Below are 14,193 nucleotides of genomic sequence, written 5' to 3' on the forward strand. Positions count from 1 at the left end.
CTCGGCCCCGTTACGTCGAGGGCTGATCGCTCTCGTCGCCCGGCGCGGACTGCTCGTCGTCGCCTGCGGGCTGCTCGGACTCGTCGGTCGGCGCTGCCTGCTCGTCGTCGCCGGCTTCCGGTTCCTCGGCGGTGTCCGATACTTCCGGTGCCTCAGCGGCGCTGGCTTCTGGCTCCTCAGCGGCGCTGGCTTCCGGTGCCTCGACGACTTCGACAACACCATCGTCAAAGGGGTCATAGAGCGGTGAGCCGGCTCCTGCGGGTGCCGGGGTGTCCGAGTGAGCCCCACAGCCGTATTCGGCATCGACCACACGGCCGTCTGCGGAGAACTCGTTGGCGCACGCGCCGAACATCAATCCGAGGGCCCCCGACAGCGGCAGGTAAAAGCCGCAGTCCCGACACACCCGGCGGGTGGATCGGGCCATCGCCGAGCCCGGCCCGAAGTCGCCGTCGTGCCATCTCTGGGCGGCCTCCACACGACCCAGTTGGCTCAGCAGCCGCCGTCGGCCCAGACCCAGCTCGTAGGCGACCTCGTCGATCGCAGGGTCACCGGTCGCGGAAAAGCCGGGCACGAGGCGTTCGTCCTCGGACGGCGTGGCGAGCAGGTCGCCTGGACCGAGGTCACCTGGGCGCAGACGTTCATTCCAGGGCACCCACTGTGGCGCCAGCAGCGCCGTCGGCCCCGGCACCAACACCACCTCGCTGATCGTCGCGTGGTCGGCACCGGGATGCGCGGCCACCACCACGGCCCACTGCCAGCCCTGATAGCCGGGCAGGTTGGCCAGGAACCGATGGGTGGCGGCAGTGGGGTCGTCGAACGTCGCGCCCAGATACTCGCCGACGGCGTCGCCGCTGTGCTCGACGATCGCCGCGCGCGCCAAGTCGACGGCGCCCGTCAGCACCGCTTCCAAGTCCGCCGACGGCTCCATCGCCGACGCAGCCGAGCCGTCCCCGGTGGATTCCGTCACGCTGTCCACGTGCTTAATAGTGCCTGACCGGCGAGCGCACAGCCACACCCGGTCGGCTGCACGACGCCGTCATCGCAATGGGGGAGAATCTTTTTGTGAGCGGATCAGGGCGTGACCCCCGAGACCGGGGTGGCCAGCATGATCCGCGTTACTACCCGCCTCGCCCGCCCGCCCACGACGCAGACGAACACCCCGGGATGGCGAACTACCCCAGCGACGGCGTGAATCACCGACGCCAGCGCCGCTCGTCCACACCCAGCGCCAACCGGTATTTGCCCGACCTCGAGGCGCGGTCACCCAACCGCGGTGAGCCGCCCCCCGGTGTCGGTGGAGCCGCGGGGCGCAGCGGTCACAGCGGCCCCCGGTCGGCGGCCCAACGCAGCCGGGACATGGGGTCGAAGATGTACGGCCTCTTTCACCGCGCCGCCACCGCCGACGGTGCCGACAAGTCGGGCCTCACCGCGCTGACGTATCCGGTGATGGCCAACTTCGCCGTCGACTCCGCAATGGCTGTCGCACTGGCCAACACCCTGTTCTTCGCGGCGGCGTCCGGCGAGAGCAAGAGCAAGGTCGCGCTCTACCTGCTCATCACGATCGCGCCGTTCGCGGTCATCGCTCCGCTGATCGGTCCGGCGCTTGACCGTTTACAGCACGGCCGCAGGCTCGCCCTTGCCATGTCGTTCACGCTGCGCAGCGCGCTTGTGGTGGTGCTGATCGCCAACTACGACGGTGCGACGGGCAGCTTCCCGTCCTGGGTGCTGTATCCGTGCGCGCTGGGAATGATGGTGTTGTCCAAGTCATTCAGCGTGCTTCGCAGCGCCGTGACCCCACGTGTGCTGCCGCCGACGATCGACCTGGTGCGGGTCAATTCACGGCTGACGGTCTTCGGCCTGCTCGGCGGAACCATCGCCGGCGGCGCTGTCGCCGCCGGCGCGGAGTATCTCTTCAACCTGTTCCACATGCCCGGGGCGCTGTACGTGTGCATCGCCATGACGGTGGCAGGCGCCGTGCTCGCGATGCGCATCCCGAAATGGGTGGAGGTCACCACGGGTGAGGTCCCCACCACCCTGAGCTACCACGGCGGCGCGGATGAACCCGCACCTCTCGTCCGCGGCGCCAAACTGCGCCGCCATCCGCAGCGGCGCTCCGAAACCCGCGACGCACGACAACCGCTGGGCCGCAACATCATCACCGCGTTGTGGGGCAACTGCACCATCAAGGTGATGGTGGGCTTCCTGTTCCTCTATCCCGCGTTCGTGGCCAAGTCGCACGAGAAGAGCGGCTGGGAGCAGCTGATGATTCTCGGCCTGATCGGTGCGGCGGCGGCGATCGGTAATTTCGGTGGCAACTACGCCAGCGCCAGGCTGCAGCTCGGGCATCCGGCGCAGTTGGTCGTGCGCAGCACGACAGCGGTCACGTTGGCCGCGCTTGTTACCGCGCTGACCGGAAAGCTGTTGGTGGCCGCGTTGGCGGCGTTGGTGACCTCTGCCGCGAGCGCGATCGCGAAGGCCTCACTGGACGCGTCGCTACAAGATGATCTGCCCGAGGAGTCGCGAGCGTCGGCGTTCGGGCGGTCGGAATCGCTGTTGCAGCTGGCGTGGGTGGCCGGCGGCGCGACAGGTGTGCTCGTGTATACCCAACTGCACATTGGCTTTACCGTGATCTCGACCATGCTGATACTCGGTCTCGCGCAGACGCTTGTCAGCTATCGCGGCGACTCCCTGATCCCCGGTCTCGGCGGCAATCGCCCCGTCGTGGCGGCGCAAGAAGGCGGCTGGACTGATCCGGCCGGGGTGCCGCGGGAGTGAAGAAAGGCTTGGCGGTTCTTGTCGCCGTCGCCGTGCTGGCGTCTGTCGCGACCGGCGTACTGATATGGCGGTTGAGTCGAACTCCCGCGCCCGAACATCCGCAGATAAGCGCCTACACCCGCGGGCAGTTGGTGCGCGTGGGGCCGTATCAGTTCTGCGATGTGCTCAACCCCACCGACTGCGAAACCCCGCGCAGCGACGGAGTACTCGACGTCGACGCGCGCAACGCGGTGCAGTTGTCGGTGCCGCCCGCGATCGCAGCTGCACCATGGGTTTTGGTGCGGTCATACGAAGGCTCCGACGTCGTCAACGAATTCCGGTCCGGCAGCACATTCGCGGTCACCATCCCGACGATGGACCCGCACCGCGGCAGGCTGTTCGGCTTCGCGGTGCAACTGCCGACGCTGGTGCGCGACGAGGCGGGCAACGAGTTTCCGTGGACGCACGCGGAGTGGTCGGTGCGGGCCGCCTGGCCCTAGCCGGCCCCGTGCCCGGCGGGTACCCGCTCGCCTTCGGGCGTCGGCCCCGGCGGTGAGCCGTCGCCGAACGGCCTGCCGCCCAACACTTCCCGGCCGTGCGGTGTCAGCCAGTTCGACAGATCCGGCCCCTTCGGCACTATACGCGTCGGGTTGATGTCGGTGTGCACGATGTAGTAGTGCTGCTTGATCTGGACGAAGTCGGTGGTGTCGCCGAAGCCGGGGGTCTGGAACAGGTCTCGCGCATAGCCCCACAACGCGGGCATCTCGTCGAGCTTGGAGCGGTTGGCTTTGAAGTGGCCGTGATAGACGGGATCGAAGCGGGCCAGCGTGGTGAACAGCCGGACGTCGGCTTCGGTGATGGTGTCCCCGACCAGGAACCGCTGATTTTCCAGCCGCTCGTTGAGCCAGTCCAGCGCGGTGAACAACCGGTCGTAGGCCTTGTCGTAGGCCTCCTGTGAGCCGGCGAAGCCGCACCGGTAGACGCCGTTGTTCACCTCGGTGTAGATGCGCTTGGCTACCTCGTCGATCTCGTCGCGCAGCGCATCGGGATACAGATCCGGTGCGCCGTCACGGTGATACGCCGTCCACTCGCCGGACAGGTCGAGCGTCATCTGCGCGAAGTCGTTGGTGACGACCTGCCCGGTCAGCACGTCGACGATCGCGGGCACCGTGATGCCCTTCGGGTAGTGAGGGTCACGGGCGAAATAGGCGTCCTGCAGCCGCGGGATCTTGAGCACCGGGTCGACGCCGCCCGGGTCGAGGTCGAAGGTCCAACTGCGTGCATCGTGGGTGGGCCCGCAGAAACCGATCGACAGCACATCTTCCAGGCCGAGCAGCCGACGGACGATGATCGCACGGTTGGCCCACGGGCAGGCCCGCGCGACGATCAGCCGATAGCGGCCGGGTTCGACGGGATACCCGTCGCGGCCGTCGGCGGTGATGCGGGTGGAGATGTAGTTGGTGTCGCGAGTGAACTCGCCACCGCTGGAGACATATTCAGCCATGGCACCAGCATGCCCGCATGCGGCGAACGTGCCGCATTCGCCCAGCATGCCCGCATCCGGCGAACGTGCCGCATTCGCCCCGCATGCCCGCATCCGGCGAACGTGAAGCTACTGTGGGAAATCGCGAGGATTTTCGCGCTGGATGCACGCTCGGCGAATTACTGGCCGTCGCCTCGGCGAATTACTGGCCGTCGAGTTCGCGAGCGACGGCCTTGACCACCTCGGACACCCGGCGCGCGACCTTGCGGTCGGGGTAGCGGCCCTTGCGCAGCTCTGGCTGCACCGCCCCCTCCAGCAGGGTGATCATGTCCTCGACCATGCCGTGCAGCTCGTCGGGCGTGTGCTTGTGCTCGGCGGCGGCCGCCTCGCGACGGGTACGGGTCAGGCTCGGCGGCGAGTCGAGGATCTTCAGGCTCAACGCCTGCGGGCCACGGCGACCGGCGGCCATGCCGAACTCCACCTTCTGTCCCGCTTTGAGTCCCTCGACGCCGGCAGGCAGCGCGGAGGAACGGACGTAGACGTCCTCACCTTCCTCCTGCGACAAAAAGCCGAAGCCCTTCTCGACGTCGTACCACTTAACCCGGCCGGTCGGCACTGGTCTCACCTGCTCGTCTCGGTAACCCACATAATGAAAGCGTCCCGCCTTTTCCGCAGGGACGCGCTGGAGAGATCCTACTCGGAGGCCGCGACGACCAGCACCCCTATTACTCGGTAGGCTGAAACCCACGCTGGAGGAAGAGATGCGCCTGATCCTGAACATCATCTGGTTGGTTTTCGGCGGCCTGTGGCTGGCGCTTGGTTACCTGCTGGCCGCACTCATCTGCTTCGTGCTGATCGTCACGATCCCCTTCGGCTTCGCATCGCTGCGCATCGCCTCCTACGCACTGTGGCCGTTCGGCCGCACCGTGATCGACAAACCGGGCGTCCGGCCGGGAGCGCTGATCGGCAATGTGATCTGGGTGCTGCTGTTCGGTATCTGGCTGGCCATCGCGCACGTCGTCACCGCCGTCGCGATGGCGATCACGATCATCGGCATCCCGCTTGCGCTGGCCAACCTAAAGCTCATCCCGGTCTCGCTGGTGCCGCTGGGCAAGGAGATCGTGCCCGTAGACGACCTGAAGCCACCCGTGCGAGCCGCTGCGTGACCATCATCGCGCTCGGCGTTCCTTCGGTGTCCCGCCGCGTGGGGCCTGCTCCGGTAGGCGGGCCGCTGGTCGACACCTACGGCCGGGTGGCCACCGATCTGCGGGTGTCGCTGACCGACCGCTGCAATCTGCGGTGCACGTATTGCATGCCCGCCGAGGGACTCGACTGGATGTCGGGCGAGCAGTTGCTGAACACCGACGAGCTGACTCGCCTGCTGCGCATCGCCGTGACGCGGCTCGGCGTCACCCGCGTTCGATTCACCGGCGGCGAACCGCTGCTGGCCAAGCATCTCGAAGAGGTCGTCGCGGCGACCGCCGCGTTGCGGCCTCGACCTGAAATCACCTTGACCACCAACGGAATTGGGCTACATCGCCGGGCCGCAGGCCTCAAGGGTGCCGGCCTGAACCGGATCAACGTGTCGCTCGACACCGTCGACGCCGAGCATTTCGCGCACATCACCCGCCGAGACCGGCTTGCCGACGTGCTTGCCGGTCTTGCCGCGGCACACAGGGTCGGCCTGCAGCCGGTCAAGGTGAATGCCGTCCTCGACCCGATGACCGGGCTCGAGGACGCGGTGTCGCTGTTGCGATTCAGCCTCGAGCACGACTACCAGCTGCGCATCATCGAGCAGATGCCGCTCGACGCCGGTCACGAGTGGTCGCGCGGCAAGACGCTTGGCGCCGACGAGGTGCTGGCCACCCTGCAGCGTCACTTCACGCTGACACCGGACCCGGCCCCGCGCGGCTCCGCGCCCGCGCAGCTCTGGCTGGTCGACGGCGGCCCGGCGACCGTCGGCATCATCGCGTCGGTGTCGCACGCGTTCTGCTCGGCCTGCGACCGCACCCGGCTGACCGCCGACGGCCAGGTGCGCAGCTGTCTGTTCTCCCGCGAGGAGACCGACCTGCGCGCACTGATGCGCTCGGGCGCTGACGATGACGCCGTCGAGGGAGCATGGCGCGCCGCGATGTGGGCAAAACCTGCGGGCCACGGCATCAACGACCCCGACTTCGTGCAGCCGGACCGGCCGATGAGCGCGATCGGCGGATGACCATGGAAGCCACGACTACGCCGACGGCGACCTTGACGCTGACCGTGCGTTACTTCGCCGCGGCTCGTGCCGCTGCAGGCGTCGAGACCGAAACCGTGCAAGTCGCGCCCGGAACGACGGTCGCCGCGCTCGTCGACACGCTCGCCGCACGCGGTTCGGAGCTCGCCCTGGTGCTGCGGCGGTGTTCCTTCTTATGTGACGGCATCGCGGTCCGCGACGACACGGCCGAGCTGACAAACGGCCAGATAATTGATGTGCTCCCGCCCTTTGCGGGCGGGTAAAAGTGATTTACATCACATAACAAAATGGTCACAAGCTGGCTACAGACTGGTGGAGCGCGGTATGCACCAGCAGAAACGCCCGAAACTCCTGCGCTTTTAGAGCCTCATTAGGATTTGCCGTGAGGCGAAACGCCGCAACGCGCAAAAGATGACTGCAACGCGCAGACCCATTAGGTTCTTCCGCAAGCCAGTCGACCCTAATCGGCTGGCCCTTCCTGCCCGATAGCGCCGAGCTCCATCCGTTGGGCAGGGATTCAACGAACAAGTATGGATGGAGGCGGGGGACCCACCGGTCCACCGAAAGGACCAGGAGCCGCTTGCGGCCCCTTGGGGTGAAGCCGAAACCGTTCTCACCAACGGCCAGGCCGGGCAACCTCTCCAGCCCGAACCCGACAGCTGACCTCGCGGGCGCATTAGAGAGGACCTAACGCACCCATGAGCAGTGGACGGCACCGCAAGCCCACGTCATCGGCAAAATCAGTCGCAAAAGTCGCCTTCACGGGCGCAGTCATCGGCAGCGGAGGCCTCGCTTTCGCCGGGCATGCTGGCGCCGCAACCGACGGTGAATGGGACAAAGTCGCAAGCTGCGAATCAGGCGGTAACTGGGCGATCAACACCGGCAACGGTTACCAGGGCGGGCTGCAGTTCTCCCCCGGCACCTGGACATCGCACGGAGGCGGCGAGTACGCGCCCTCCGCGCATATGGCCACCAAAGAAGAGCAGATCGCGGTCGCCGAGCGTGTCCTTGGCACTCAGGGCCGCGGCGCGTGGCCGGTCTGCGGCCGCGGGCTGTCCAGCTCGACGCCGCGCAACGTGATCGACGACGCTCAACAGGCTATCGACGGCGCCATCGACGCCGTGGGGTTGAACGGCGAGCTGCCGCCACCTCCGCCGTTCGACCCGTTCGCACCGCCGCCACCACCGGAGGCTGCTCCCGTCGACGCGCTGGCCGCCCCGCTGCCACCCGCGCCGGAACTCCCGCCGCCACCGGCGCCCGAGCTTCCGCCTCCCCCGGCCGCCGAGTTCGTCTCACTCGACGCACCGCTGCCCGACGCCTCGCAGATGCCCGACGTCCCGCCGCTGCTGGACACGCCGCTGCCGAACGCCGACCCTGTCGAACTACCGATCGTCAACGCGTCGCTCGAGCAGCCTGCACCGGACTGGGACGTCGCGCCCGACGCCCCCGCCGATGGCCCGCAGCAGTGGGCGCTGCAGATGGCACCGCCGCCGCTGGAGCCCGCACCGCCGCTGCCTGGTCCAGCACCCGTCGATCCGCTGGCCGCACCCGCACCCGCACCCGATCCGATGGCAATGGTGAATTCGGTCGACATCCCTGCGCCCGCTCTCGACGCGGCCAACCAGGCGATGACCGGCGAGCTTCCTGCTCCGCCTGCAGAGGTCCCGCACCTGGCCAGCCCGGAGAATCTGCCGCCGGGTGCCACGATGGATGAGTCGACGCTGCCGGCCCAGAGTGCAAACGTCACGTACCTCAAGGAACTGTGGCATGCGATCCAGACCCAGGACATCACGGGTAAGGATGCGTTGCTCGCGCTGACCCAGCGTCCGATGACGACTCCGGAACCGGGATCGGAGAACCTCAACGCTCCTGGGATCGCTCCCGCGCCGGTCGGCGACGTTGCGCCCGCTCCGCTCGGAGCCGAGGTTCCGCCCGCACCGCTGCCGGGCGAGCCTGTGCTGCCCGCACCGCCTGCCGCCTAAGCCCAACGCCGGCACCGCCGGCTAGGCCGAACCCACCCATTCGTCGGAGCCGTCGGCGAAGAACTGGTGCTTCCACACCGGTAGCCGTGCCTTGACGCTGTCCACCAACCGGGCGCAGGTGTCGAATGCCGCCTGCCGATGGTCGGCCGCAACGGCGGCCACCAACGCGGCGTCGCCGATCTCGAGGGCGCCGATGCGGTGGCTGACCGCGATCGCCCGCACGCCCGCGCAGTCGGCCGCGATCTCCGCGGCGACATCCGCGAGCGTCTGCTGCGCCGTGGGGTGCGCCGAATACTCCAGCCGCGTCACCGTGTGCCCGCCGTCGTGATCCCGCACGACGCCTGCAAAGCCGACGACGGCCCCTGCGGCCTGATGCGCGACGAGACCCTCGTGCTCGGCGAGTTCGATGGTCTGCTCGGTGAGGGCAGCGCGCAGCACGACGGCCTTCACCGGGGGTGGTCCCTACCCGCAAGCTGATCGAGCGCGTGCTCGAGGACGTCGTTGAGCACGCCGAGACCGTCCTTGACACCACCGGTCGAGCCCGGCAGGTTCACGATCAGCGTGCCGTTCCTGACGCCGCAGACGCCGCGCGACAGCACCGACGTCGGCACGTGCGGCAGCCCTGAGAGTCGGATTGCGTCGGCCAGACCGGGGATCTGGTAGTCGACGATGTCTGCGGTGGCATCGGCGGTCCGGTCCGTCGGCGAGATCCCGGTGCCGCCGGAAGTGATTATCACACTGACGTTTTCGCCGACCGCCGCGAAAAGCGACCGCACCACTCCGCTGCCGTCGGCGACTACGACGGGAGCGGGCGTGACGATGCCGCGCTGGTTCAGCCAATCGACGATGATCGGGCCGGTGCGGTCCTCGTAGACGCCGGTCGCCGCGCGGGTCGACGCGATGATCACCCTCGCGGTACGCGTCACGTCCATCTGCTCTTCGCGCGAGCGCTCATCACCTGGTCCACGTCCCTGCTTTTCCGCCCTCTTTGCGCAGCACCCTGATGTCGTCGATACGCGCCGCCGGGTCGACGGCCTTGAGCATGTCGTAGAGCGTCAGCGCCGCAATGCTGACCGCCGTCAAGGCCTCCATCTCGACACCGGTTCGGTCGGTGCTGCGCACCGTCGCGGTGATGCCGACCTCGGCTTGGCCGATCTCGAAGTCGACATCGACACCGGTCAACGCCAACTGATGACACAACGGGATCAGGTCGCTGGTGCGCTTGGCCGCCAGGATGCCCGCAACCCGTGCGGTGGCCAGCGCATCACCCTTGGGTAGCCCACCGGTCGCAATGAGCTCGACGACGTCGGCGCGGGTGCGCAGCGTGCCCGCCGCGACGGCGGTCCGCGTGGTGGCATCCTTGCCGGTCACGTCGACCATATGGGCCGCGCCCGAATCGTCGAGGTGCGACAGCCGGCCCCCGCGAGGCTCGACCACCGTTATCTGTTGACGACGGTGACCGGGTGCGTGTACGGCAGATCCTCCGAAGGCAGCGGGAACGTCAGGTCGCCGAAGGGCGACAACGCGCCGGTGCGGTCGGCGGCCAGCTCGCTGACCGCGTGATCGTCGTCGACATCGGTGGTCGGCCAGCCGTTGTCGATGTAGCGGGTCTTCTGCTTCTTGTCTGCCACGCCCCATATTGTGGCAGGCGCCGCGACTGGTGGCGAGACCGGCGGGCTGCTTTACGCTGGTCAGTAATGTCTGAACAGAATCCGGGTGTCCCGTTGGGCGCCTGGCTAGCCGATTTGCCTGACGAGCGGCTGATCCGGCTGCTCGAGCTGCGGCCCGACCTGACCCAGCCGCCGCCGGGCAGCATCGCGGCACTTGCTGCCCGCGCGCAGGCCAGGCAGTCCGTCAAGGCCGCCACCGACGAGCTGGATTTCCTGCACCTCGCGGTGCTCGATGCGCTGCTGACACTGCAGGCCGAGACCACGCCGGTGCCGCTGACCAAGCTGATTTCGCTGATCGACGGCCGCGTCGGTGAGGACGCTGTCACCACCGCGATCGACGACCTGCGCGAGCGCGCTCTGGTGTGGGGCGACAGCGAGGTCCGGGTGGCCGCCGAGACCTCGGCGGGCCTGCCCTGGTATCCGGGCCAGGCCATCATGGAGGACGCCGAGCACACCGGCGACGAGATCGCCGACCGGCTCGCAGTCGTCGACGATGCGCAGCGCGATCTGCTGCGGCGGCTGACGGAGGGTTCGCCGATGGGTAGGACCCGCGACGCCGCGCCGGGCACGCCGCCGGACCGGCCCGTGCAGCGGCTGTTGGCGGCGGGCCTGCTCCGCCAGGTCGACGCCGAAACCGTGATCCTGCCCCGACTGGTGGGTCAGACCCTGCGCGGCGAGGTCCCCGGACCTGTCGGGCTGACGCCGCCGGACCCGGTGGTGTCGACGACGTCCACAGCGGACGTCGACGCGGTCGCCGCGGGCGCCGTCATCGACCTGTTGCGCGAAGTCGAGTTGGTGATCGAAACACTCGGCGCCACACCGGTCCCCGAGCTTCGCAGCGGCGGCCTTGGCGTACGCGACGTCAAGCGGCTGACGAAGGTGACCGGGATCGACGAGCAGCGGCTCGGCCTTGTCCTCGAGATCTCGGCCGCCGCGGGGCTGATCGCGGCGGGCCTGCCCGACCCCGAACCACTCGACGGCACCGGGCCGTACTGGGCGCCTACCGTGTCAGCCGACCGGTTCATCGAATCCCCCGTTGCTGTGCGCTGGCACCTGCTCGCCTCGACCTGGTTGGACCTTCCCGGTAGGCCGGGCTTGATCGGCGGCCGTGGCCCGGACGGCAAACCTTATGCCGCCCTTTCTGATTCGCTCTACTCCACCGCCGCACCGCTGGACCGCAGGTTGTTACTGAGCGTGCTCGCCGACCTGCCGAACGGCGCGGGCGTCGACGCGGCGACGGCGTCGAGTGCGATGGTCTGGCGACGCCCCCGGTGGGCGGTGCGGCTGCAGCCGCAACCGGTGGCCGACCTACTGACCGAGGCGCACGCACTCGGTGTCGTCGGCCGCGGCGCCATCACCGGCCCGGGACGCAAGCTGCTCGCAGGTGATGCAGGCGCCGCCGATGCGATGGCTGTGGTGCTGCCCAAACCAATCGACCACTTCCTGCTGCAGGCCGACCTGACCGTCGTCGTGCCCGGCCCGCTCGAACGCGACCTCGCCGAGCAGCTGGCGTCGGTGGCGACAGTGGAGTCGGCGGGTGCGGCCATGGTGTACCGGATCAGCGAGGCGTCGATCCGGCGCGCACTGGATACCGGCCGCACCGCGGGCGAACTGCACGCCTTGTTCGGTCGTCATTCCAAAACTCCTGTGCCGCAGGGGCTTACCTATCTCATCGATGACGTGGCCCGCAGGCACGGGCAGCTGCGGGTCGGGATGGCCGCGTCGTTCGTCCGCTGTGAGGACCCCGCGCTTCTTGCCCAGGCGGTCGGTGCGCCCGCCGCGGAACCTCTCGAGATGCGGCTGCTCGCCCCGACGGTGGCAGTGTCACAGGCGCCGATCTCGGAGGTGCTCGCGGCGTTGCGTACTGCGGGTTTCGCCCCCGCGGCCGAGGATTCCACCGGGGCGATCGTCGACATCCGCGCCCGCGGGGCGCGGGTGCCCGTCCCCGCGCAGCGCCGTGCCCCACGACAGCCGACGCCCCCGCCGGGCCAGACGTTGAACGCGATCGTCGCGGTGCTGCGCAAGGTGGCAGCGACGCCGTTCGCCAGCATGCGGATCGACCCGGCGGTGGCCATCTCGCAACTGCAGGAGGCGGCCCGACTGCAGAACTCGGTGGTGATCGGATACGTCGACCCCGCTGGGGTGGCGACTCAGCGGGTGGTGGCGCCGGTGACCGTGCGCGGCGGCCAGCTGACCGCCTACGACCCGGCGACGGGCCGGGTCCGCGACTTCGCCATCCATCGCGTCACGTCGGTGGTGTCGGCCGACGAGGCCTAGCCCCCTGCACCGCGAGCGTGCATGTCTGCGCACGACACGCCGCCTAAAAGCGGCAGGTCACGCACGCTCGTCGAAGCCGCTGTCCGCCGAGTCGGGATAATGGACAGAATGACCGATGGCCCATTGATCGTGCAGTCCGATAAGACGGTCCTGCTCGAAGTCGACCACGAGCAAGCGGGCGCCGCACGCGCCGCGATCGCTCCGTTCGCCGAGCTGGAACGCGCGCCCGAGCACATCCACACCTACCGCATCACGCCGCTGGCGCTGTGGAACGCGCGGGCCGCGGGCCACGACGCCGAGCAGGTCGTCGATGCGCTGGTGTCGTTCTCGCGCTACGCGGTGCCGCAGCCGCTGTTGGTCGACATCGTCGACACGATGGCCCGCTACGGCCGCCTTCAGCTGGTGAAGAGCCCGGTGCACGGGCTGACGCTCGTCAGCCTCGACCGCGCCGTCCTCGAGGAGGTGCTTCGGCACAAGAAGATCGCGCCGATGCTTGGCGCTCGCATCGACGACGACACCGTCATCGTGCACAACAGCGAGCGTGGTCGGATCAAGCAGATGCTGCTCAAGATCGGTTGGCCCGCAGAGGATCTGGCTGGCTACGTGGACGGCGAGAAGCATCCGATCAGCCTCGATCAGGAGAACTGGCATCTGCGCGACTACCAGGAAATGGCCGCCGACTCGTTCTGGCAGGGCGGCTCGGGTGTGGTCGTGCTGCCGTGCGGCGCAGGCAAGACGCTCGTCGGCGCTGCCGCGATGGCGAAGGCGGGCGCGACGACGCTGATCCTGGTCACCAACACCGTGGCGGGCAGGCAATGGAAGCGCGAGCTGATCAACCGCACGTCGCTGACCGAGGAAGAGATCGGCGAGTACTCCGGCGAGAAGAAGGAGATCCGGCCGGTCACCATCGCCACCTACCAGGTGATCACCCGCCGCACGAAGGGCGAATACCGCCACCTCGAGCTGTTCGACAGCCGTGACTGGGGCCTGATCATCTACGACGAGGTGCACCTGCTGCCCGCGCCGGTGTTTCGGATGACGGCCGACCTGCAGTCGCGGCGCCGCCTTGGCCTGACGGCCACCCTGATCCGCGAGGACGGTCGCGAGGGCGACGTGTTCAGCCTGATCGGGCCGAAGCGCTATGACGCGCCGTGGAAGGACATCGAGGCTCAGGGCTGGATTGCGCCCGCGGAGTGCATCGAGGTGCGGGTGACGATGACCGACAACGAGCGGATGCTCTACGCCGTTGCCGAGCCAGAAGAACGGTACAAGCTCTGCTCGACGGTGCATTCGAAGATCGCGGTGGTGAAGTCGATCCTCGAACGCCACCCCGATGATCAGACGCTGGTCATCGGCGCGTACCTCGATCAGCTCGACGAGCTGGGCATGGAACTCAACGCCCCGGTGATCCAGGGATCGACCAAAACCGCGGAACGCGAGGCGCTGTTCGACGAGTTCCGCCGCGGCGAGATCTCCACGTTGGTGGTGTCGAAGGTGGCCAACTTCTCCATCGACCTGCCCGAAGCCAATGTGGCGATACAGGTTTCGGGGACATTCGGGTCGCGGCAGGAGGAGGCGCAACGGCTGGGCAGGTTGCTGCGGCCCAAGGCCGACGGCGGAGGCGCGATCTTCTATTCGGTGGTGTCGCGCGACAGCCTGGACGCCGAATACGCCGCGCACCGCCAGCGCTTCCTGGCCGAGCAGGGCTACGGCTACGTGATCAAGGACGCCGACGACCTACTGGGCCCCGCTATATGACCGTCCGTGCGCCTTCGTACGCGGCGTCGGCGTGTC

Annotated in this window: 15 protein-coding genes and 1 riboswitch; of the genes, 8 read left to right on the forward strand and 7 right to left on the reverse strand. The window is 68.3% G+C overall.

The window, feature by feature from the left end:
* Window positions 1-10: 10 nt before the first annotated feature.
* Complete coding sequence (locus tag D6M19_RS02070) at window positions 11-928, reverse strand: DUF3027 domain-containing protein (RefSeq protein WP_123023646.1); 918 nt, start codon at window positions 926-928, stop codon at window positions 11-13.
* A gap of 116 nt (window positions 929-1,044) precedes the next feature.
* Here D6M19_RS02070 and D6M19_RS02075 point away from each other — a divergent pair, with 116 nt between their 5' ends.
* Both D6M19_RS02075 and D6M19_RS02080 read left to right on the forward strand, forming a co-directional pair.
* Entirely contained in the window at window positions 1,045-2,775 is a 1,731-nt protein-coding gene (locus tag D6M19_RS02075) for an MFS transporter (RefSeq protein ID WP_123023473.1), read from the forward strand.
* Window positions 2,772-3,254: a DUF2771 domain-containing protein gene (locus D6M19_RS02080; RefSeq protein WP_123023474.1), complete on the forward strand. Its 483-nt coding sequence runs from the start codon at window positions 2,772-2,774 to the stop codon at window positions 3,252-3,254. Before D6M19_RS02075 ends, D6M19_RS02080 begins: the two co-directional genes overlap by 4 nt.
* Here the strand turns inward: D6M19_RS02080 and D6M19_RS02085 are convergent.
* Complete coding sequence (locus D6M19_RS02085; RefSeq protein WP_123023647.1) at window positions 3,251-4,258, reverse strand: glutathione S-transferase family protein; 1,008 nt, start codon at window positions 4,256-4,258, stop codon at window positions 3,251-3,253. The two genes, D6M19_RS02080 and D6M19_RS02085, sit on opposite strands and share 4 nt — an antisense overlap.
* 181 nt (window positions 4,259-4,439) lie before the next feature.
* Window positions 4,440-4,853: a cold-shock protein gene (locus D6M19_RS02090; RefSeq protein WP_123023475.1), complete on the reverse strand. Its 414-nt coding sequence runs from the start codon at window positions 4,851-4,853 to the stop codon at window positions 4,440-4,442.
* A 145-nt stretch (window positions 4,854-4,998) separates the two neighbouring features.
* Here D6M19_RS02090 and D6M19_RS02095 point away from each other — a divergent pair, with 145 nt between their 5' ends.
* The 4 genes from D6M19_RS02095 (at window position 4,999) to D6M19_RS02110 (ending at window position 8,452) form a co-directional block, all read left to right on the forward strand.
* Window positions 4,999-5,403, forward strand: a complete 405-nt coding sequence (locus D6M19_RS02095; RefSeq protein WP_123023476.1) for a YccF domain-containing protein — start codon at window positions 4,999-5,001, stop codon at window positions 5,401-5,403.
* Window positions 5,400-6,452 carry a GTP 3',8-cyclase MoaA gene (moaA, locus tag D6M19_RS02100; RefSeq protein ID WP_123023477.1) on the forward strand — a complete coding sequence of 351 codons (1,053 nt, stop codon included), beginning with the start codon at window positions 5,400-5,402 and terminating at the stop codon, window positions 6,450-6,452. Before D6M19_RS02095 ends, moaA begins: the two co-directional genes overlap by 4 nt.
* Before the next feature lie 2 nt (window positions 6,453-6,454).
* Window positions 6,455-6,733 carry a MoaD/ThiS family protein gene (locus D6M19_RS02105; RefSeq protein WP_123023648.1) on the forward strand — a complete coding sequence of 93 codons (279 nt, stop codon included), beginning with the start codon at window positions 6,455-6,457 and terminating at the stop codon, window positions 6,731-6,733.
* Window positions 6,734-6,981: 248 nt separating this feature from the next.
* Window positions 6,982-7,159, forward strand: a riboswitch (cyclic di-AMP (ydaO/yuaA leader).
* A gap of 9 nt (window positions 7,160-7,168) precedes the next feature.
* Window positions 7,169-8,452, forward strand: coding sequence for a transglycosylase family protein (locus D6M19_RS02110; RefSeq protein ID WP_123023478.1), 1,284 nt, complete (start codon window positions 7,169-7,171; stop codon window positions 8,450-8,452).
* A 21-nt stretch (window positions 8,453-8,473) separates the two neighbouring features.
* Here D6M19_RS02110 and D6M19_RS02115 read toward each other — a convergent pair whose 3' ends face one another.
* From D6M19_RS02115 to D6M19_RS02130, 4 genes are read right to left on the reverse strand one after another with little or no spacing between them, the layout of a single operon-like run.
* The gene (locus D6M19_RS02115) at window positions 8,474-8,902 is read right to left on the reverse strand and encodes a molybdenum cofactor biosynthesis protein MoaE (RefSeq protein WP_123023479.1); all 429 of its coding nucleotides are present in this window, start codon (window positions 8,900-8,902) and stop codon (window positions 8,474-8,476) included.
* A complete protein-coding gene (locus tag D6M19_RS02120; protein WP_407665281.1) occupies window positions 8,899-9,378 on the reverse strand; it encodes a MogA/MoaB family molybdenum cofactor biosynthesis protein in 480 nt (159 codons plus the stop codon). Before D6M19_RS02120 ends, D6M19_RS02115 begins: the two co-directional genes overlap by 4 nt.
* Window positions 9,379-9,406: 28 nt before the next feature.
* Window positions 9,407-9,832, reverse strand: a complete 426-nt coding sequence (moaC, locus tag D6M19_RS02125) for a cyclic pyranopterin monophosphate synthase MoaC (protein WP_234834669.1) — start codon at window positions 9,830-9,832, stop codon at window positions 9,407-9,409.
* Window positions 9,833-9,891: 59 nt separating this feature from the next.
* On the reverse strand, window positions 9,892-10,092 hold the full coding sequence (locus D6M19_RS02130) for a hypothetical protein (RefSeq protein ID WP_123023650.1): 201 nt from the start codon (window positions 10,090-10,092) through the stop codon (window positions 9,892-9,894).
* A gap of 57 nt (window positions 10,093-10,149) precedes the next feature.
* Between D6M19_RS02130 and D6M19_RS02135 the strand changes: the two genes are divergently transcribed.
* Window positions 10,150-12,399 (forward strand): helicase-associated domain-containing protein, encoded by a 2,250-nt coding sequence (locus D6M19_RS02135; RefSeq protein WP_123023481.1) that lies wholly within the window; start codon window positions 10,150-10,152, stop codon window positions 12,397-12,399.
* Between the two features lie 108 nt (window positions 12,400-12,507).
* Complete coding sequence (locus D6M19_RS02140) at window positions 12,508-14,157, forward strand: DNA repair helicase XPB (RefSeq protein WP_123023651.1); 1,650 nt, start codon at window positions 12,508-12,510, stop codon at window positions 14,155-14,157.
* Window positions 14,158-14,193 lie beyond the last annotated feature (36 nt).

The organism is Mycolicibacterium stellerae, assembly GCF_003719305.1.
In the GTDB taxonomy this organism is placed as follows: domain Bacteria; phylum Actinomycetota; class Actinomycetes; order Mycobacteriales; family Mycobacteriaceae; genus Mycobacterium; species Mycobacterium stellerae.